General features: G+C 35.3%; 20 protein-coding genes. 19 read left to right on the top strand and 1 reads right to left on the bottom strand.

Annotated elements, in window-relative coordinates; all coding sequences use genetic code 11:
- Positions 1–26 precede the first annotated feature (26 nt).
- From O0955_RS02890 to O0955_RS02845, 10 genes are all read left to right on the top strand, one after another.
- Positions 27–878, top strand: a complete 852-nt coding sequence (locus O0955_RS02890) for a UDP-2,3-diacylglucosamine diphosphatase (protein ID WP_269426021.1) — start codon at positions 27–29, stop codon at positions 876–878.
- 26 nt (positions 879–904) lie between these two features.
- Positions 905–1,897 (top strand): glycosyltransferase family protein, encoded by a 993-nt coding sequence (locus O0955_RS02885; RefSeq protein ID WP_269426020.1) that lies wholly within the window; start codon positions 905–907, stop codon positions 1,895–1,897.
- A gap of 63 nt (positions 1,898–1,960) precedes the next feature.
- On the top strand, positions 1,961–2,941 hold the full coding sequence (locus O0955_RS02880) for a DUF6427 family protein (protein ID WP_269426019.1): 981 nt from the start codon (positions 1,961–1,963) through the stop codon (positions 2,939–2,941).
- Between the two features lie 164 nt (positions 2,942–3,105).
- Positions 3,106–3,840, top strand: a complete 735-nt coding sequence (locus tag O0955_RS02875) for a type III pantothenate kinase (protein ID WP_269426018.1) — start codon at positions 3,106–3,108, stop codon at positions 3,838–3,840.
- A 1-nt stretch (position 3,841) separates the two neighbouring features.
- Positions 3,842–5,134 carry a BamG family beta-barrel-assembly machinery protein gene (gene bamG / locus O0955_RS02870; protein ID WP_269426017.1) on the top strand — a complete coding sequence of 431 codons (1,293 nt, stop codon included), beginning with the start codon at positions 3,842–3,844 and terminating at the stop codon, positions 5,132–5,134.
- Positions 5,134–5,706 (top strand): LptA/OstA family protein, encoded by a 573-nt coding sequence (locus O0955_RS02865; RefSeq protein ID WP_269426016.1) that lies wholly within the window; start codon positions 5,134–5,136, stop codon positions 5,704–5,706. The genes bamG and O0955_RS02865 overlap by 1 nt, the downstream gene beginning before the upstream one ends.
- A gap of 184 nt (positions 5,707–5,890) precedes the next feature.
- Positions 5,891–7,975 carry a peptidylprolyl isomerase gene (locus tag O0955_RS02860; protein WP_269426015.1) on the top strand — a complete coding sequence of 695 codons (2,085 nt, stop codon included), beginning with the start codon at positions 5,891–5,893 and terminating at the stop codon, positions 7,973–7,975.
- 66 nt (positions 7,976–8,041) lie between these two features.
- Positions 8,042–8,557: a DUF2480 family protein gene (locus O0955_RS02855; protein WP_269426014.1), complete on the top strand. Its 516-nt coding sequence runs from the start codon at positions 8,042–8,044 to the stop codon at positions 8,555–8,557.
- A gap of 93 nt (positions 8,558–8,650) precedes the next feature.
- Positions 8,651–9,424, top strand: coding sequence for a DUF3108 domain-containing protein (locus O0955_RS02850; protein ID WP_269426013.1), 774 nt, complete (start codon positions 8,651–8,653; stop codon positions 9,422–9,424).
- Between the two features lie 2 nt (positions 9,425–9,426).
- Positions 9,427–9,996 (top strand): DUF3109 family protein, encoded by a 570-nt coding sequence (locus tag O0955_RS02845; RefSeq protein ID WP_269426594.1) that lies wholly within the window; start codon positions 9,427–9,429, stop codon positions 9,994–9,996.
- On the opposite strand, the gene O0955_RS02840 is transcribed toward O0955_RS02845, so the two are convergent.
- The gene (locus O0955_RS02840) at positions 9,993–10,643 is read right to left on the bottom strand and encodes a LexA family transcriptional regulator (protein ID WP_269426012.1); all 651 of its coding nucleotides are present in this window, start codon (positions 10,641–10,643) and stop codon (positions 9,993–9,995) included. The genes O0955_RS02845 and O0955_RS02840 overlap by 4 nt on opposite strands.
- 107 nt (positions 10,644–10,750) lie before the next feature.
- Between O0955_RS02840 and O0955_RS02835 the strand changes: the two genes are divergently transcribed.
- The 9 genes from O0955_RS02835 to O0955_RS02795 all read left to right on the top strand — a co-directional run bounded on the left by O0955_RS02835 (position 10,751) and on the right by O0955_RS02795 (position 21,162).
- Positions 10,751–11,461, top strand: coding sequence for a hypothetical protein (locus O0955_RS02835; RefSeq protein WP_269426011.1), 711 nt, complete (start codon positions 10,751–10,753; stop codon positions 11,459–11,461).
- 87 nt (positions 11,462–11,548) lie between these two features.
- Positions 11,549–12,601 (top strand): dTDP-glucose 4,6-dehydratase, encoded by a 1,053-nt coding sequence (gene rfbB / locus O0955_RS02830; protein ID WP_269426010.1) that lies wholly within the window; start codon positions 11,549–11,551, stop codon positions 12,599–12,601.
- Complete coding sequence (gene rfbC / locus O0955_RS02825; protein WP_269426009.1) at positions 12,601–13,143, top strand: dTDP-4-dehydrorhamnose 3,5-epimerase; 543 nt, start codon at positions 12,601–12,603, stop codon at positions 13,141–13,143. Before rfbB ends, rfbC begins: the two co-directional genes overlap by 1 nt.
- Positions 13,143–14,003 (top strand): dTDP-4-dehydrorhamnose reductase, encoded by an 861-nt coding sequence (gene rfbD / locus O0955_RS02820; protein WP_269426008.1) that lies wholly within the window; start codon positions 13,143–13,145, stop codon positions 14,001–14,003. The genes rfbC and rfbD overlap by 1 nt, the downstream gene beginning before the upstream one ends.
- A 17-nt stretch (positions 14,004–14,020) precedes the next feature.
- Positions 14,021–14,881, top strand: a complete 861-nt coding sequence (gene rfbA / locus O0955_RS02815) for a glucose-1-phosphate thymidylyltransferase RfbA (protein WP_269426007.1) — start codon at positions 14,021–14,023, stop codon at positions 14,879–14,881.
- Between the two features lie 123 nt (positions 14,882–15,004).
- Positions 15,005–16,288 (top strand): nucleotide sugar dehydrogenase, encoded by a 1,284-nt coding sequence (locus O0955_RS02810; protein ID WP_269426006.1) that lies wholly within the window; start codon positions 15,005–15,007, stop codon positions 16,286–16,288.
- Positions 16,289–16,354: 66 nt separating this feature from the next.
- Positions 16,355–17,491, top strand: coding sequence for a GDP-mannose 4,6-dehydratase (gene gmd / locus O0955_RS02805; RefSeq protein WP_269426005.1), 1,137 nt, complete (start codon positions 16,355–16,357; stop codon positions 17,489–17,491).
- 58 nt (positions 17,492–17,549) lie between these two features.
- On the top strand, positions 17,550–20,018 hold the full coding sequence (locus tag O0955_RS02800) for an SLBB domain-containing protein (RefSeq protein ID WP_269426004.1): 2,469 nt from the start codon (positions 17,550–17,552) through the stop codon (positions 20,016–20,018).
- A 28-nt stretch (positions 20,019–20,046) separates the two neighbouring features.
- Entirely contained in the window at positions 20,047–21,162 is a 1,116-nt protein-coding gene (locus tag O0955_RS02795) for a Wzz/FepE/Etk N-terminal domain-containing protein (RefSeq protein WP_269426003.1), read from the top strand.
- The last annotated feature ends 43 nt before the right edge of the window (positions 21,163–21,205 follow it).

Genomic DNA, 21,205 nt, shown 5'->3' with positions numbered 1-21,205 from the left:
TTTTTTGCCCCCAAAAAATCTTATTTATGGATAAAAGAAATGTCGATGTAGTCGTAATATCCGATGTGCATCTGGGCACCTATGGCTGCCATGCGAAAGAACTTTTAAAATATCTGAAAAGTATAAAACCTAAAACACTAATCTTAAACGGTGATATTATTGATATATGGCAATTTAGTAAAAGTTACTGGCCCGAAGCCCATATGAAAGTAATTCGTAAAATAATGAAATTTGTATCCGAGGGGGTAAAGGTTCATTATTTAACCGGAAATCATGATGAAATGCTGCGGAAATTTGATGGAATGGAAATGGGCTCATTTTATCTTCAAAATAAACTGATTTTAGAACTTGACGGTAAAAAAGCCTGGTTTTTTCATGGGGATGTATTTGATGTAACCATGCAGCATTCTAAATGGCTGGCCAAACTGGGGGCAGTTGGTTACGATACACTCATTCTGATCAACAGCTTTGTAAACTGGGTTTTAAATGCAATGGGTAAAGAGAAAATGAGTTTCTCCAAAAAAATAAAGGCAAAGTTTAAAGATGCTGTAAAATTCATCAATAGTTTTGAACAGGTTGCAGCAGAGCTGGCTATAGAAAAAGGTTACGATTATGTAGTTTGCGGACACATACACCAGGCTGAAAAAAGGGAAATTAATACAGAAGATGGTAAAGTTACCTATTTAAACAGTGGCGACTGGGTAGAGAGTTTAACGGCGCTGGAATATAATCAGCAAAGCTGGAGCATTTTTAAGTACGAGTACAAAGATTTTGTAAAGGATGAAGCCGATGAAGGAATCCTGTCGGATGCTGAAGATTTAAGAAGTAAGCTGGATATAAATTTACTTTTAAACAATATTAAGTATGAAATTGCCTAATAAATATTGATATTCGGGCAAATAAAATGAAAATACTTTACGCAATACAGGGAACAGGCAATGGTCATATCAGTAGGGCGAGGGAAATTATTCCTCTTTTACAAAAATATGGTGAGTTGGATATTTTAATAAGCGGTACCCAAGCCGATGTAAAACTGAGTCAGCCTGTAAAATACCAGTTGCATGGATTTAGTTTTATTTTTGGTAAAAAAGGTGGTGTAGATCATTTTAAAACTTGGTTAAACATGAATCTTTTCCGTTTCAGAAAAGATATGAAGCAATTGCCTTTAAAAGATTATAATTTAATCGTTAATGATTTTGAGCCCGTAAGTGCATGGGCCTGTAAATTGCAGGGCATAGAAAGTGTTTCACTGAGTCATCAGGCTGCTTTTAAATCTAAAAAAGTGCCAAGGCCTAAAACGATAGATTGGGGTAAGGTTATTTTAAGTCATTACGCCCCAACAACTCATCACATTGGTTTTCATTTTGATCGTTATGATCGTTTTATTCATACACCGGTAATCAGGGCAGAAATAAGGCAGATGGAATGCCAGAATCTTGGTCATTATACCGTGTATCTGCCAGCAATTGACGATAAAAGATTAGTGAAATTACTGGTGCAAATTCCTGATGTACAATGGCATGTGTTTTCTAAGCATAATAAAGTAGCTTACCAGGAAGGCAATGTAATGGTTGAACCTGTTAATAATGAAAAGTTTAATAAAAGCCTGGCTACCTGCGAAGGGATGTTTACTGGTGGAGGCTTTGAAGGCCCTGCAGAAGCACTTTATTTAGGTAAAAAACTATTAGTAGCACCGATGCGCTTTCAGTTTGAGCAGCAATGTAATGCTTATGCTTTAAAACAATTTGGGTTGCCTGTAATTTGGGGCAGTACCCGAAACTGGTTGCCGATTATTAAAAACTGGGTAGAAAACCCACAGCAGCATCAATTTAATTTTCCGGATGAAACAGCGCAGATTATTGACGATATGGTGAAGAAGTACGCCAGAGAAATTTAGTATTTGTGCTTTCTGCTTAGGTCTCAAAATATTTTCTTTACTTTGCCTACTCTTTAAAAAGGCATGATCAATCAGTTTAGAAAGCTAAATCCGGTTAACCTCATCTTATTGCTGGCTTACACATTTTTTATGCGTATGGCCATTTTTTATGAGATGCCTCAACAACTCAATTTCGATTTTTTGGAACCTTTTGCACGGTTGCTGATTAATATTAACCTGGAAAATGCTTTCTCTCCGGCGGCCAACGTTTTTTTTGCCGGAATACTGGTTTTTGTTCAGTCGCTGATTTTTAACAGAATCATCAATAATCATAATTTACTAAGCAAACCCAGTTTCCTGCCGGCTTTAATGTTTGTTACCGGATCGAGTTTATTTATGCCGTTTATGGTGTTGAGCCCTGCACTGATCTGTAATTTTTTATTGATCTGGATGATTGATAAATTTTTGAAGCTCGGTAAAAGTGCCAATTCTATTACTACTGTTTTCGATATCGGGATGATCATTGCCATTGGTACTTTGATATATTTCCCTTTCATCGCTATGTTTTTAACGATTTTTTTGGCTTTATTGCTGTTTCGTTCTTTTAACTGGAGAGAGTGGGTAGGCGGATTGGTTGGCTACTTAACCGTATTCTTTTTTCTTGCTGTATTTTATTACTGGAATAATAACCTGAGCTCATTTTATCAAATCTGGAAACCTTTAGGAAATAAATTCCCATCTGTTTTTAAAATAAATTATAACGATTATCTCGTATTGATTCCTGTTGCAGTAATTCTTATTCTGGCTTCCTTGCAACTCCGCGAAAATTTCTTCAGGAGTTTTATCAGTACACGTAAGGGCTTTCAGCTGCTGTTTTTTATGTTTATTGTAGCTGCGGCAAGTTTTTACCTTAAACCGGATTTCAGAACCTGGCATTTTTTACTCTGCGTACCCCCAGGGGCCGTGTTGCTGGCCTACTACTTTAGCAACGCAAAAAAACGCTGGTTTTACGAAACATTATTTCTGTTATTTGTCCTTTCTGTACAGTATTTTCTTTTTGTTTAACCTTTTTTAACAAAATACGCACCCGAAACTTGCTAAAGATTAATAGCTTTGTGGCATAAAGGCTGGAGTAATGACTTTTTTGAATTCCAATAACATGAAGCAAATCATTTGTGTTTTAGTTGCCGGAAAAGAGATTAACTGTTTTGTAAATATTTGTCGTGTAAATGCATAAACTGAGCATTGATATAGGTAATTCTGCTGCCAAAATTGCTGTTTTTGCAGGTAAGGAAATTATATATAATCAAAGAATTGATAAACTCAGCGTAAATGATCTGGCTGTTTTGATTGAGAAGTTCTCACCAGAGAAATCCATAATCAGTACAGTGAGGGAAGAAATTTCCGAACTTGAAACATTTTTGCAACAACATACGCAGTATACCCGGTTTTCAACTTTGTTAACCAATGGTGTGCAAAACAAATATAAAACCCCGGTTACTCTAGGGTTAGACAGGTGGGCTGTTGTTTTAGCTGCAAATGGATTATTTCCAAATACAGCAAGCCTGGTGATAGATGCCGGCACCTGCATTACTTACGAACTGCTGAATAGTGCTAAGGAATATTATGGGGGAAGCATTAGCCCTGGGATAAATATGAGGTTTAAGGCAATGCATACCTTTACCCGGCGTTTACCGTTAGTGAGTTGGGATACAGAAGCGGTAATTCCGGATGGAAATGATACGCAAAGTGCCATTTTAAATGGTGTATTACAAGGCATAATAAATGAAATTGAAGGCTTTATTGCCTTAAATAATAAAAAAGAAAGTACTTTAAGGGTGATTTTAACGGGGGGAGATGCTAATTTTTTGTATAAGCAATTACAAAACAGCATCTTTGCGCCTCAAATTATAACAGATCCCTTTTTAGTGTTAAAAGGATTAAATGAAGCTATTGCAGATTAAAATGTACAAAAGAATAAATTATATTGCAGCCATACTCGTTCTAGTTTGTGGTTTAGGTGTTCAGGCACAGGTTACCACTTCATCTCCATACTCAAGATATGGAATTGGAAATATGAAAGGCTCCCTGCTACCTCAACTTAGGGCTATGGGCGGAATTTCTACAGCTGTAAATAAGGTTACAGGTTTCAATTATATCAATATGCAAAACCCGGCCTCTTACTCGGGTATCAATTTAACAACTATTGATATTGGTATGAGTGCTGATTTAACCAATTTATCCCGTGCAAATTTAAGCGAAACGAGTTTCAACTCTACTTTCAGTCATTTGGCTTTTGCTATTCCGGTTAACAGAAGATCTGCATTAAGTTTTGGGCTTATGCCGTATTCTGATTTAGGATATTCTTACAAAAATACAACTAAAATAGATACCATGTCTGTAGATCAGCGTTACGAAGGAGAGGGCGGTTTATCAAAAGCATATCTGGGTTATGGTTACCGCATTGGCGATCACCTTAGAATTGGGGGTAATTTAGAGTACATTTTTGGTAATCTTTTAACCACCCGGGCAACCGAGTACAACGTTGCCGGTGCTTATAACGCAAAACTTCAGAATAAAAACAGTGTTGGAGGATTCAATTATTCTTACGGTATCCAATACGATTTTAATGTGGGTGCAAAAACTGTTGTTACACTGGGTTACTCAGGAAGTACTTCAGGCAAAGTTAACTCAACACAATCATTTTATGCCACTCAATATCTTAGAGATGGAAGTGGCAATGAACAAACCGCTACAGATACCTTAAGTTCTGTTGTAAATGGTAAATCAAGTTTAAAGTTGCCAATGAGCCATAACTTTGGTATTTCTGTTCAGCAAAGCGATAAATGGTTAGTGGGTGCTGATTTTAGATTAGGTAAATGGTCTCAGTTAAGCATAAACGATGTTAATCAAGGTTTGCAAAATAGTTATGGCGCCTCGCTTGGAGGTCAGTTTACGCCAGATTATACTTCATATAATAGTTATTTCAAACGTGTAGACTACCGTTTAGGAGTGAGTTACGATAAAACCTATATTAAAATTGGCAATCAGGATATTAAACAAATGGCTGCATCTTTTGGTTTTGGATTCCCGCTTCCTTCGGCTAATGCAGGATCAGCATTTTATAAAATAAACTTTACCACAGAATTAGGTCAGAGAGGAACGCTAAATAATAACCTTGTAAAAGAACAATTTATTAACTTTCACCTGGGCTTTACTTTGAATGATACCTGGTTCCGCAGGTATAGAGTAGATTAATGAAATTTAGAACGGTTTTATATGGTTTGGTTCTTGGGTTGTCGCTTTTTTTGACTTCCTGTGGAGAGGATGACCTAAAAAAAGCCAATTCTGTTTCCACAAAAAAGGTAATCTTAAGCCGCGACCGTACTCTGGGTGTAGATATAATTTACAGCGACTCTGCAAGAGTAAAAGCCCGGGGTGTTGCTCCAATTTTAGATAAAGTTACGCCCTCAACCGGTGGCACTTATCAGGAAATGATAAAAGGAGTAAAAATTGATTTTTTTAATCAAAATGGTACAATCGATGGAACACTTACCTGTGATTATGCCATGCGCCGCGATCAGGAGCTTAAAACAATATTTAAGAAAAATGTTCTGGTTAAAAATAATAAAGGGGATACCTTTTCCTCTGAAGAGTTAATCTGGGATGAAAACAAAAAGCTTTTTTATTCTACCCAACGCGTTTATGTTAAAGGTATTGACGGAAATATAGCGGAAGGAATAAATTTTGAAGCCCCTCAGGATTTTAGCACCTATAAAATGGATAGCGGCAGCGGAGAATTAAATATGAAAGAGGGAATAGCGCCTTAATCGTATAAATTTCAAAGCTATTGCCATAAATTAATAAACAGATCTGACAATAAAATCATTCAAAACAAACGGCGCTATTTGCTTAAAAGTTAAACAGTTGATAAATAAAATTTTGTGTTTTCTTTTTTACCGCAAATTTGTATCTTGCGCCCTCTTAAAAAACTAAATAAATTATAAGTACAATATGGGATTAATGACATTTTTGCGTAACCGAGCAGGCTATATTCTGGTCTTTGCAATAGGTTTTGCAATTGTTGCATTTTTAGTAGGCGATGCAATTAACGTGGGTAAGCCTTTCTGGGCCGCAAATCAAAAAACGGTAGGTTCAATTGATGGGAAAGATATCAGCATAGATGAGTTCACTCCAAAAGTAGATCAGAACTTAAACCAGTTTAAACAACAGTATGGTGGTAGCGCAAATGCACAGATGACAGCTATGGCTGTAGATCAGGCATGGAATGCAGAATTAGCAGCTGCTTTGTTAACTAAAGAGTATGATCGTTTAGGTTTAACTGTTTCTAATGATGAGCTTATGGATTTATTGGTTGGCCAAAATCCTAGTCCACTAATCAAACAATACTTTTCTGATCCTCAAACTGGTCAGATTAACAAATTATCATTAAACCAGTTTCTTAAGTCAAAAGATCCTCAGGCTTTGCAACAATCAAATATGTTGCAAATGGAAATTAAGAACCAGGCTTTGCAACAAAAATATTCAAACTTAATCCGTAATTCGGTTTATGTAACTTCATTAGAAGCAACTGATGAGTATACCAACCGTAATAAACTGGCTAACTTTAAATATGTAAGCCTGGATTATACCTCAATTCCTGATGCTTCTGTTAAGTTAGCTGAATCGGATTATTCAGATTATTATAACGAAAATAAAGCCCGTTTCAATAATCCTCAGGATACACGTGCTTTTGAATATGTTACTTTTAGCATTAGCCCAACTGCAGCAGATTCATTAGCAATTAAAACTCAGATTGATAAAATAGCTGAAGATTTTAAAGTAGCTAAAAATGATTCACTTTTTGCAGCGATCAATTCTGACGTTAAAGTTCCATATACTTATTTAACTAAAGGTAAATTAGATCCTGCAGTAGATTCAGCAGTATTCTCTTTGCCAGCAGGCAGTTTTTACGGGCCAAAATTATCTGGCAATTCTTATAAGGTAGTTAAAGTTATTGCAACCCGTTTTTCTCCTGATTCAGTTAAAGCAAGCCATATCTTAATTGATCCGGCTAAAGTTGGCGGAGATGACAAAGCATTAAAACTTGCCGATTCATTAAAAGGATTAGTTGTTAAAGGAACTAGTTTTGCTGAGTTAGCTAAAAACTATAGTGTGGATGGTTCGAAAGATAAAGGCGGTGAACTGGGTACTTTTGCCCGTGGCGCTATGGTTCCTGAATTTGAAAACGCCGCATTTGATGGTAAAGCCGGAGATATTAAAGTTGTTAAATCTCAGTTTGGGTACCATGTAATCAAAATTGAAAAACAAATTGGTTCATCTAAAGTAGCTAAATTGGCTTATGTTGAGAAAGCATTAGGTGCAAGTAGTAAAACTCAGGCAGCCGCTTATAAAGCAGCAAGCAATTTTTTAAGCGAAGTTAAAGGAAACGATTTTAGTAAACTGGCTCAGCAAAAAGGCCTAAAAGTTGCTATTGCTGATAAAATTACACCAACCCAGGGTTTTGCTCCAGGCCTGGATAATCCACGTAAGTTAATTCAGGATGCTTATGCAGCAGATCAGGGTGATGTATTGCCTGAAATTTATAACATGACAAATGCTTATGTTGTTGCACACTTAACAGCGGTTAATCCTAAAGGTATTTTACCATTAGAGGCGGTTAAAAAAGAAATCGAGCCAATGGTTCGTAATGCAGTAAAAGCTAAAATGTTAAAAGATAAATTTGAGAAGGCTGGAAAAGCAAGCTTAGATCAAATCGCATCTAAAGTTGGCCGTACCGTTAATCCAGTTCAAAATATTGTTTTTGCTAACCCAATTATTCCAGGTGTAGCACAAGAAAATGCTTTGGTGGGTAATGTATTCGGTTCTCAACCGGGTAAAGTTTCTGCTCCTGTAAATGGCGAACGTGGTGTGTATGTATTCTCAGTTGATGGGTTTACAAATCCTGCGCCAATTGCAAACATGTTTAAACAAAAAGAAGGTATGTTGTTAAGTTTAGGTCAGCGTTCATTAGGTGCTGCTTTCCAGGCTTTACAAGATAATGCGAAGATAAAAGACAATCGCGTGAAATTCTATTAATTAGAAATTGCGTAATTTTGTAACCGTTCCAATGTTAAGTTGGAACGGTTTTTTTATATAAGCGAAATGGAAATCCAGGAAAATATCATTAATAAAGTAGCAAACAGCGGTTTGGTTACTTTAAATCTTGAAGATTATTACGACAAAGGCGAAAGAGTTCTTTATGATATTAAAGACAATCTTTTCCATGGTTTAATGCTGAGAGAAAAAGATTTCAGGGAATTTATTAAAAATCACGACTGGTCGCAGTACCAGGATAAAAATGTAGCCATTATCTGTTCGGCTGATGCAATAGTTCCAACATGGGCCTATATGTTACTGGCTAACCGCATTAGTCCTTTTGCTAATGAGGTTGTTTTTGGCAGTTTGGAAACCCTGGAAGCCGTGATGTTTTCAAAAGCGATCTCCAAAATAGACCCTCAAACTTATGCGAACGAACGCGTGGTGGTAAAAGGTTGTGGAGATATTGATGTTCCGGTAGCAGGCTATGTCGAAATTACGAATTTGTTAACCCCGGTGGTTAAAAGCATTATGTTTGGAGAACCATGTTCTACCGTTCCGGTATTTAAGAGAAAAGATTAAAATTGGTTTACTTTTTGCATATCTTCATCATGATTACTGCAAATTAATGACTCAGATTATTGCAGGATCACCACAAATGAAAATAATACGCAAATGAAAAAACTATTTTTAATCGCAATAGTCACGGCATGTGCACTGTTTACAAGTGCACAAGAGTTGCCTTTGAAAAAAGAGCCTGTTTTTCAGGAAGGAGAAACATTGCAGTACAAGCTTAGATATGGCTTTATTACTGCTGCAGAAGCAACAATAAAAGTCACCAATTCTGATCTGAAATTTGATAATAAACAAACGTATAAACTTACCGTTGACGCACAAACCTCAGGTACATTTGATATTTTTTATAAAATAAGAGATCATTACGATTCATATATTGATAAAACGGAATTAACACCATATTTCTACCAGGAAAATATTCGGGAAGCAAGTTATAGAAGACAGGATAAAGCACGTTTTTCTCAAGATAAAAAAAAGGTTGTTTCAAACAGAGGAACTTTTACAACACCAACCACGCAAACTTTTGATTTAGTTTCTGCCTATTATTTTGCAAGAAGTTTAGATATAAGTAAACTGAAAATTGGGGATAAATTTAAACTCAACTATTTTTTGGGAGATGAAATTTCGGCACTCGAAATAGAATATGTAGGCAAAGAAACCGTAAAAAATAAATTAGGAAATATAAGGTGCTTAAAATTTAGCCCATCTATAAAACCCGGCCGTATCTTTAAAAAAGACAGTCGCTTATATTTATGGGTTACCGATGATGGAAACCGCGTTCCTGTAAAGGCACAGGTTGAAATACTTGTAGGTGCCGTAACCATGGAGTTAAAGTCGGCTGCGGGCTTAAAATATGCATTAGCAAAAGAATAATGATGATAGAAGTAGAACAGGTGCTTGTGCACGAAGATGTTTTAAAAGAAAACTTTGTGTGTAATTTAAATAAATGCAAAGGTATTTGTTGTGTTGAGGGAGATTCTGGCGCACCATTGGATAATGAAGAAAAAGCTGTTTTAGAGGAAATTTATCCAAAAATTAAACACCTTCTGAATGAAAAGGGTATAAAAGCAATAGAAGAACAAGGCGTATATGTTATTGATGAAGATGGCGACTTAACTACCCCATGTGTTGATAAAAATAAAGAATGTGCTTATGTTCTTTTTGAAGGCGGGATTACTAAATGTGCTATCGAAAAGGCATATGAACAGGGAATCGTAGATTGGCAAAAACCAATTTCCTGTCATTTATATCCTATCCGGATTACTAAATATCCTGAATTTGATGTTTTAAATTATGATAGATGGCATATTTGCCATGATGCATGTAGTTTTGGACGGGAATTAAAAGTTCCGGTTTATAGCTTTTTAAAAGGACCGCTAATCCGTAAATACGGAGAAGACTGGTACAAATCTCTGGAAGAGAGTGTTGCATTGGAAAATCTTTAAATCGAATTTCTTGTAATTTTACCCTTAATAATGTAAAGGGCTATAATATTGTCCCGATCTACAATGATATCCCCTTTATAATCGGGATTTGAGGAGCGAAGTATAATTTTCTGTTTATTTTGGTGCTCAAAAAGTAACTTAATACTCCTTAGATTGTTGGTTTTAGCATCTGTCATGATGATATAGGCCTCTCCCCATTGCAATATTTCGTGATTGGTAATTTCTTTTACAGCAATAATTTCTCCTGAAGCATATTTAGGATACATGCTATCTCCATAAACAGGAAGATATGCCGTACAATCATTAAATGGCTGGTAATTAACTAAATATTCTGCACGATCTTCTTCTAAAAGAAATTTATCCGTGTCGGATAAGCTAATATCATAGTACGGAACACCTTCCTTTGGTTTGGAAATTATAGACTCTTTAATTATAGGTTCACCAATACCCTTTTCAAGCCATTCTATATTTACACCTAAAATAAGGTTAAGCTTATCTTTAATCGCATTTGATATACCCATTCCATTTTTTTCGCGAAGAATATCTGAAAGAGAGCCCTGCTGGATTTTAATCTTCTCAGCAAAATCTTTTTGCGTTTTAAAATGTAAAATATCAATTAATGTTTTGAGCCTCTGGTTTTCAGTCATTTGAAATGTTGATAAGATTTTATAATAAAATATAGAAAATCTAATTTTTTGATTAAATTTGATTATACGAATGTAGGTTGAAAAATACAAAATTTAGTATAAATATTATGAAAAGCATTAAGAAAATCTCTTTTGACGAATGCTGTTTCACAGAAGCAGCTAGTCAATTTTTTGACTTTGATAAAGTAATCAAAGAAAATGATCATAACGTTAATCGTTTTGCCAGTACTTGCCCCCTGGCTTTAGAGGATAAGTATAAGGATGACCCCTTTCTCTTTGTAGAATATTTTTTCAGCATTGATGGGTTGGCTGGGCATAAAAAATATTTACGAAAATGGTTTAAAAAGGCTTTATCAAAAGATAGATGTGTTACAAACGCAAAAGATTTCTTATTTTTCTGTAATCAATTTACGCAATTGATGAATGCCGGATATCTAATTGCTGACAGGCAAATTAAATATTTGCCTCAAAGAAGATTTAATAATAACACTGAAACCTTTGGTGAATGGTTAATAAAGTTTCAAAACAAATCTATTCTGGAAAATGAATATTATGTGGCTCAGTATGATGCTTCTTCTTTAGATATAATAAGCAGGAATGACCCTTACGCCATTTTAAAGAAGGAATTAACTTTTCGTAAAATACAAAAGTTACGCTATGGAATGCTTGAGTGGTTATATGCAGCTTTTAGTAAACAATATAGCATAGAAGATTTGAATAAAAATAGTGTGTTTGATCAATACGAATCAATGGAGAACATTTTGGAAGCCTTTTATTTAATAATAGTTGAAACAAAACCATTACAAATATTAAATTGATATGTTAGCCATTTTTCTAGGTTATGGCATATTAATTGTTTAATTGCAAATTCTATGTTATTTTAGCAAACTGTAAAATATTATACTGTGAAAAAAATTCTAATTACCGGTGGAGCAGGATTTATTGGCTCTCATGTGGTTCGTCGCTTTGTGAATAATTATCCGCAATACGAAATTGTAAATCTGGATAAGCTTACCTATGCAGGTAATCTGGCCAATTTGACGGATATTGAAAACAGGCCAAATTATAGATTTGTTAAAGAAGATATAACGGATGCCATAGCAATTAGCAAACTATTTGAAAAAGAAAATTTTGATGCAGTTATTCATTTAGCAGCAGAAAGCCATGTTGACCGTTCAATTACTGATCCTACAGCTTTCGTAATGACCAATGTTATCGGAACAGTAAACTTATTAAATGCTGCCCGTGAATTTTGGAAAGGTGATTATGATAAAAAAAGATTTTACCATGTTAGTACTGATGAAGTTTATGGTGCATTGGGAGAAGATGGTATGTTTACAGAAACAACTGCTTATGATCCGCATAGTCCATATTCTGCTTCAAAAGCAAGTTCTGATCACTTTGTAAGAGCTTATCACGATACTTATGGAATGGATTGTGTAATTTCTAATTGTTCAAATAATTATGGCTCTCATCACTTCCCTGAGAAATTAATTCCATTGGCCATTAATAACATTAAAAATAATAAACCAGTGCCTGTTTATGGCAAAGGCGAAAATGTTCGGGATTGGTTATGGGTAGAAGATCATGCGAGAGCAATTGATGTAATTTTTCATAACTCTAAAACGGGTGATACTTATAATATCGGCGGGCATAATGAATGGAAAAATATTGATCTTATTAATTTGTTGTGTAGCATTATGGATCAAAAATTAGGCCGCGAGGCTGGAACATCTGCAAAATTAATTACTTATGTTACGGATAGAGCAGGTCACGATTTGCGCTATGCAATAGACTCTTCTAAATTACAGAATCAATTGGATTGGGTCCCTAGTCTACAATTTGAAGAAGGTTTGGCCAAAACAGTTGACTGGTATCTTCAAAATGAAGATTGGTTAAATAATGTTACTTCAGGTAATTATCAATCATATTACGAACAGCAGTACAATACTAAATAATGGAAATAGAACAAACAGGGCTAAAGGATTGTGTGATTATTAAACCAAAGGTGTTTGAAGACCCAAGAGGTTATTTTTTCGAGAGTTTTAACCGGAATACATTTGAAGAAAAAACAGGTTTATCGGGTGCTTTTGTACAAGATAATCAATCTTTTTCTTCCTATGGGGTAATCAGGGGACTGCATAAACAAGCGGGTGAGTTTGCGCAAGCTAAATTGGTGCGTGTTTTAAAAGGTGAGGTTTTAGATGTAGCAGTTGATGCAAGAATCGGTTCTCCCACTTACGGTAAGCACATTGCTGTAAAACTAAGTGCAGAAAATAAACTTCAGCTGTATGTTCCAAGAGGCTTTTTACATGGCTTCTCTGTTTTGAGTGAAACTGCAGAGTTTTTTTATAAATGTGATAATTTCTATAATAAAGAATCAGAGCAAGGTATTATGTTTAATGATGCTGATTTGAATATTGATTGGTTAATCCCTGCGGGAAAAGAATCTGTTTCTGAAAAAGACCTTTTATTGAATTCATTTTCATCATTATCATAATGGGTAAAATACTAGTTATTGGTGCTGGTGGCCAATTGGGGCAATGCCTTAAAACTGTAGCAAGTCGAAGAGGAATTACGGAAATTGTTTTTCCTGCAGAGGCAGAAGCAAATATTCTAAATCCTGAGCTTCTGGCAGTTTTATTTGAAAGAGAAAAACCTGCTTATGTTATTAATTGCGCCGCGTATACGGCTGTTGATAAAGCAGAGGAAGAAAAAGACTTAGCTAAAGCTGTCAATGAAACAGGAGCTCAATATTTAGCTGAAGTTTGCAAAGCACATGGAGCAGGTTTAATTCACATATCAACAGATTTTGTGTTTGAGGGTGATGTGGTTAAGTTGCTATCAGAAAACGATGTGGCGAAACCTATTAATGTTTATGGCGCTACGAAACTAGACGGAGAAAAAGCCATTATTTCTATTTTAGAGCAGCACTTTATTATTCGTACAAGTTGGTTGTATTCAGAATACGCTAACAATTTTGTGAAAACGATGTTAAAGCTTGGTGCCGATCGTGATGAATTAAATATTATTGCAGATCAGGTAGGTACGCCAACCTACGCAATTGATTTGGCTAACGTTATCTTTGATATTATCGCTGCCGAAAGTAAGGCTTATGGTGTATATCATTATAGCAATGAAGGCGTAACATCGTGGTTTGATTTTGCAAAGGCTATCTTTGAAATAAGTGAAACTAAGGTAAGGGTTAATCCAATTCCCGGATCTGCCTATCCAACCAAAGCTATTCGTCCACCGTTTTCGGTAATGGATAAAACGAAAATTAAAACTACATTTAATTTATCTATTCCCTATTGGAGAGATAGTTTAGTTAAATGTTTAGACCAATTAAAAAATCACTAACCATATAAATTTCTAATATGAAAGGTATAATTCTGGCCGGAGGGAGCGGAACACGTTTGCACCCTTTAACGCTTGCTTGTAGTAAACAAATGATGCCTGTTTATGATAAGCCGATGATATATTACCCATTATCAACTTTAATGCTAGCCGGCATTAAAGAGGTCTTAATTATCTCAACACCTCATGATTTGCCTAACTTTGAGAAATTATTAGGTGACGGATCCAATTTAGGATGTAAATTTAGTTATGCCCTACAACATGAGCCTAATGGATTGGCACAGGCTTTTGTAATTGGAGAAGAATTTATTGGAAAAGATAAAGTAGCTTTGGTATTAGGTGATAATATTTTTCATGGTGATGGAATGGCCAAGCTATTACAGGCTAGTTCTGATCCCGAAGGGGGGGTAGTATTTGCTTATCAGGTTTCTGATCCAGAAAGATATGGTGTTGTTGAATTTGACGAAAATAAAAAGGCAATCTCAATAGAAGAAAAACCCGAAAAACCTAAATCAGATTATGCTGTGCCTGGTTTGTATTTTTATGATAATGAGGTTGTAGAGATTGCTAAAAACATTAAGCCTTCTCCTCGTGGAGAATATGAAATCACAGATGTTAACCGTATATATTTAGAGCGTGGAAAGCTAAAAGTTGGTGTATTAAGTCGTGGTACAGCCTGGCTAGATACCGGTACCTTTACTTCCTTAATGCAGGCCGGACAATTTGTTCAGATTATTGAAGAACGTCAGGGCTTAAAAATTGGTTGTATAGAAGAGATTGCCTATCGCATGGGTTTTATAACCGCAGATCAGCTTAGGGCTATTGCAACACCATTAGTAAAAAGTGGTTATGGTAGTTATTTGCTTAAACAGATAAAATAAAAAAAATAAATTATTTTTTTAGCCCAAATCTCTCACCAGAGGTTTGGGCTAGTTTTTTTAAGAAAATATCTAAACCATATTCATTTATTTAAAACCTATATCTTTGCACTCAGAATAATAATAATGACAGAACTTCCAAAAATTGCAATTATAGGTTTGGGTTACGTTGGATTACCATTGGCACTGGAATTTGCGAAAAAATATCCTGTAATTGGATTCGATATTGATGAAAACAGGGTAGCAGAATTAAAAAAGGGACAGGATCATACACAGGAAGCAGATTTGGAATTATTAGAAATAGTTTCAAATAATAAAAACGACTCTATTGGTTTAACATTTAGTTCCCATCTCCCTGAAATTAGTGAGAGTAATATTTATATCGTTACTGTTCCAACACCGATAGACCATTTGAAACAGCCTAATTTGGAGCCGCTTTTAAGTGCTTCCAAGATGTTAGGTGTTGTGCTTAAAAAAGGAGATATCGTTATTTATGAATCTACTGTTTACCCGGGTTGTACTGAAGAAGATTGTGTTCCCGTTCTTGAAAAAATATCTGGACTTAAATATAACGTAGATTTCTTCTGTGGTTATTCACCTGAAAGGATTAACCCCGGAGATAAAGTAAATACTTTAACTAAAATAAAAAAAGTTACATCCGGATCAAATCCTGAAATCGCCCGGCTAGTTGATAATCTGTATCAAAGTATAATCATTGCGGGCACTCATCTTGCGCCCAGTATAAAAGTCGCAGAGGCTTCAAAAGCTATTGAAAATGCACAAAGAGATGTTAATATTTCATTTGTTAATGAACTTGCCCTAATTTTTGACCGAATGAATATTGACACTTCTGATGTATTATCTGCGGCCGCAACAAAATGGAATTTTCTTAATTATAAACCTGGACTGGTTGGAGGGCATTGCATTGGTGTAGACCCTTATTATTTAGCACATAAATCAGAATCATTAGGTTATAAACCTGAAGTAATTTTATCAGGCAGAAGAGTTAATGATAATATGGGCATGTTTGTGGCAAACAAAGTCATTAAAATGATGATTGCGAAAGATAAAGTTATTAAGAATGCAAAAGTGCTTATTCTGGGCTTTGCTTTTAAAGAGAATTGTCCGGATACCAGAAATACGAGAGTTGTCGATATTTTTAAAGAACTTAGTTCCTTTAGTATTGATGTAGATGTGTACGATCCCTGGGCAAGCAAAGATGACGTTTTGCAAGAATATAAAATTAACTTAATAGATTATAATCAGTCGAAAAAGTATGATGCTGTTATTCTAGCCGTAGCCCATAAACAGTTCTTATCACTCGATTTTAAAGCATTTAAGGATGAAGGAGCAATCATTTTTGATACTAAATCTTTCATCGACCGGAATTTAGTTGATGCGAGATTATAACGTTGCATTTTTTTTACAATTAAATTATTGCGTATGTTTGCAAGCTTAATACCTACGGAATAGTTTATGAAAGTTGCCTTAATTACAGGAGTAACGGGCCAGGATGGTGCATATCTTGCAGAATTTTTGCTAAAGAAAGGATACTTCGTTCATGGCTTAAAAAGACGTTCTTCTTCATTTAATACTGATCGGATTGATCATTTATACCAGGATCAGCATGAAAAGGACGTTCATTTCAAACTTCATTACGGAGACTTAACAGATTCAACCAACTTAATTCGTATTATCCAGGAAACGCAACCTGATGAGATTTATAATCTTGCTGCAATGAGCCATGTTCATGTAAGTTTCGAGATGCCAGAATATACAGCCAATGCTGATGGGATTGGAACTTTGAGGTTATTGGAAGCAATACGTATTTTGGGTTTGACTGAAAAAACAAAAATATATCAAGCTTCTACATCTGAGTTGTATGGTTTAGTACAGGCAGTACCACAAAGTGAAACTACTCCTTTCTATCCCAGATCTCCTTATGCTGTTGCTAAAATGTATGCGTATTGGATCACTGTAAATTATCGGGAAGCCTATAAAATGTTTGCATGTAATGGAATTTTATTTAATCATGAAAGTCCGTTGCGGGGGGAAACCTTTGTTACCCGTAAAATTACCCGGGCAGCAGCCAAAATTTCTTTAGGATTACAGAATTGTCTATATCTCGGAAACCTCTCTGCACAAAGAGATTGGGGGCATGCGAAAGACTATATTGAAGCCATGTGGCTTATTCTTCAGCAAGAGAAACCAGAAGATTATGTAATTGCAACTGGTGTTACTACAACTGTTCGTGAATTTGTTAGAATGAGTTTTGCTGAACTTGGCATAGAAATTGAGTTTAGCGGCAAAGACGAGTACGAAAAAGGGGTGATTATAGATATTGATGAAGAGCTTGCAGACAAATTAGGCGTTAAAACTGAGTTTTTGAAACCAGGAATGACTGTAGTTCGGGTAGATTCAAAATATTTCAGACCAACTGAGGTTGATTTGCTATTGGGTGATCCTACAAAATCTAAAACTCAATTGGGTTGGAATCCAAAATATGATTTACGGGCATTAGTAAAAGATATGGCTCTGGCAGATTTGCAACTAATGAAGAAAGATGAATTTTTGAAACAAGGCGGATTTAAAACGCTTAATTATTTTGAATAATTACATTTTATATAGGTTTAAATACCTTGTTTAAAACAGAATTGTGATAAAACATTTTATGAAACAACAAATACTAAAATCATTAACGCTTTTAATAATCTGTTTAAGCTTTAGCTTGATATCTTTAGCGCAAACTAATTATGCTAACATAAAAGTTGATGAATTATCTGATGCGCAAATTTTGCAGATGATTAAAAGAGCTGAATCTATTGGCTACGGAGATGCCCAGCTAGAGCAAATGGCAGCAGCTCAGGGAATGAAAGCTGATGAAATCCAGAAACTTCGCCTTAGAGTTGAGAAAGTTCGTAAACAAGGAGCAGCTATTAAAGTTGAAGACAAACCTGCCAGTACTGGTCGTGAAATAAGTGAAACGACGGATGGAGGTAAAGTAGATAATGAGAAAAAAGTAGCAGACGAAGAAGTTGGGCCAAAAATCTTCGGATCAGAGATGTTTAGAAATGGAGCAATAACATTTGAACCCAATTTGCGCATTGCTACCCCGAAAAGTTATGTAATAGGCCCTGATGACAAGTTATTGATTGATTTAACAGGGGATAACGAAGCCAGTTATAATCTTCAGGTGAGTCCTGATGGAGTTATCAATCTTCAATATGTAGGTCGGATTTCAGTTGGAGGGCTAACTATTGAACAAGCCGAATCAAAAATTAGAAGTGCTATGGCTAAAACTTACCCATCGTTAAGATCAGGAAGAACAAGCTTAGCTATTAATTTAGGAAATATAAGGAGCATTAAAGTTACCTTAACAGGGCAACTAGTTAAGCCAGGTACTTACACTTTATCTTCGTTGTCAACCGTTTATAATGCACTTTATGCGTCAGGTGGACCATCTCATAACGGATCTTTCCGTAAAATTCAGGTAATAAGAAATAATAAAGTTATTTCTACGGTTGATGTTTATGATTTTCTTCGAAAAGGTATTCAACAAAATAATATTCGATTACAAGATCAGGATGTAATTAATGTGCCCGTATTTGATAAACGAGTGGAAATTACCGGCGAAATAAAAGTTCCTGCTTTTTTTGAAGTTGTTAAAGGAGAAACCTTACAGGATGTATTAAATTTTGCAGGTGGTTTTACCACGCAGGCTTATACGGCTAAAATAAAATCTTTTCAAAATACAGATAGAGAACGTAAAATTTCAGACATTTCCGCTTCAGAATTTGATTCTTACAGTCCTAAAAATGGCGATAAGTTTGTTGTTGAAGCTATATTAGATCGCTTTGCAAATCGTGTTGAAATTTTGGGTGCAGTTTTTCGTCCGGGTGTTTATGAATTAGATAAAGGGTTAACCTTGCGTGGCTTAATTAATAAATCTGATGGATTAACTGAGGATGCATTTTTAAATCGTGGCTATATTAACCGATTAAACCCGGATAATACACAATCGTTAATATCCTTTGATGTGGCCAAAATTATAGCCGGTACCGAAACGGATATTCCACTGCAAAGAGAAGATAAAATTACCATTTCTTCCTTATTTGATTTAAGAGATGAATACAAAATAAGTATTCAAGGCGAGGTTAGAGCTCCAGGTACGTTTGAGTATGCTGATAACATGACATTGGAATCAGTGATTCAAATGGCTGGTGGATTTAAAGAAGGCGCTACGCCAAATCGTATTGAGATTTCAAGAAGGCTAAAAAATAGCGATGCAACCTCCGTTGCTGCCCGTACAGCTGAAGTATTCACTGTAAATGTTAACCCCGACCTAAAATTAGAAGGAGAGCCATTTGTGCTTAAACCCTTTGATATTATTTCAGTGAGAAATTCTGAAGGTTATACTGTACAAAAACAAGTAAAATTGGAGGGAGAAGTTCTTTATCCCGGTACTTATACCATTCTTAATAAAAATGAGCGGATCTCGGACTTGATTAAGCGTGCTGGTGGTCTAACTTCATATGCGTACCCTGATGGGGCTTCACTAAAAAGGCCAGGTGCTGAAAAAGTAAATCCTGGAGATAAAAATGCCATTAACAATAAAGATGAGGAAGATAAGAAGTTCCTAAATTTAAAAAGGGCTCAAGAAGCAGGAGTTAAGGATACCATAAGAGCAGAAGTAGAACAAAAATTGATTCAAAGCGATTTGGTTGGTATTAACTTAGTCCGAATTCTAAAAGATACATTATCTAAATATGATTTAATTGTTGAAGATGGAGATGTGATTCGCGTTCCCAGAACCTTACAGACTATAAAGGTTACTGGAGAGGTTCTAAATCCCAATAGTATAGTTTATTTGCCCGGTAAAAGTTTAAGGCAATATATTAATGGGGCTGGTGGATTTACTTCTAGTGCTAGAAAAAACGGTACCTATATTAAATATGCAAATGGATCGGCTGCAGCTGTAAGTAAATTTTTATTCTTTAATAATTATCCTGTGGTTAAGCCAGGTGCAGAGATTTTAGTTCCTAAAAGGGCAGAGAGGGAGAGGATTTCAGCACAAGCATGGATTGGCATAGGAACAGGGGTTGCTTCATTAGCCGCTATTATTGTAAGTTTGTTGAGGTAGTTTCTTTAATTATTATATCAATCAAAAAATGACAACAGAGAGTCAACAATATAAAAGTACTGAAAGCGACGAGATTTCTTTGAAAGACCTCCTCCTTAAAATTCGAGATTGGTGGAGATACCTCTTATCTAAATGGATTATCATTTTATCTTTTGGTTTATTAGGCGGCATCTCAGGCTTCGCTTATGCATATTTCAAAAAACCTATCTATACAGCAACAACTACTTTTGTTTTAGAAGATGAAAAGGGTAGCGGAGGGCTGGGTAATTTGGCGGGTTTAGCTTCTATGGCAGGTGTTGATTTGGGTGGCTCTGGAGGGGGGATTTTTCAGGGTGATAACATTTTGCAATTGTATAAGTCCAGGTCAATGTTGGAGAAAACCTTGTTGTCTAGTATAATAATTAAAGGAAAAAATCAACTGTTAATCGATCGTTTTATTGAAAGCAATGAATTGAAAAAGAAATGGGCTGAGAAACCTAAATTGCTTAGTTTAAACTTTAGAGCAGATAGCATTCAGGACGGGTTCCCTATTTTAAAAACCAATCGCTTGCGGGACAGTATTTTAGGTGTAATTGTGTTGGATTTGAATAAAAACTATTTGGTTGTAACTAAACCTGATAAAAAATTAAGCACTATTCAGGTAGATGTAAAAGCTAAAGATGAGCTTTTTGCTAAAGCCTTTAATGATGAATTGGTAAAAAATGTAAATGAATTTTATGTAAATACCAAGACAAAAAAAACATTACAAAATGTAAAAATTTTGCAGCTTAAAACAGACTCTGTAAGATCAGTAATGAATGGGGCGATTTATACTGCAGTAGCTGTAGCCGATGCCACTCCCAATTTAAATCCAACGAGACAGGTACAGAGAGTCGCTCCGGTACAAAAAGCACAGTTTTCTGCAGAAACCAATAAAGTAATCTTATCGGAAATGGCTAAAAATTTAGAGATGACTAAAATGGCTTTATTGAAAGAAACCCCATTGATACAAGTAATTGATCAACCAATATATCCATTAGAAAAAAAAAAATTAGGTTATTTAAAGGGCATTGTTTTGGGGGGAATTTTGGCAGGAATTTTAACAGTAATGTATCTATCTATATCATCCTTTTTGCAAAATATTCTTAAAAAGGATAGTAGGTAATGTTTGATGATTCTTTAATACAGCTTTCTTATTCTCCAATTAT

This window comes from Pedobacter punctiformis (assembly GCF_027213715.1).
In the GTDB taxonomy this organism is placed as follows: domain Bacteria; phylum Bacteroidota; class Bacteroidia; order Sphingobacteriales; family Sphingobacteriaceae; genus Pedobacter; species Pedobacter punctiformis.
This window is presented reverse-complemented; position numbering and strand designations above follow the sequence as displayed.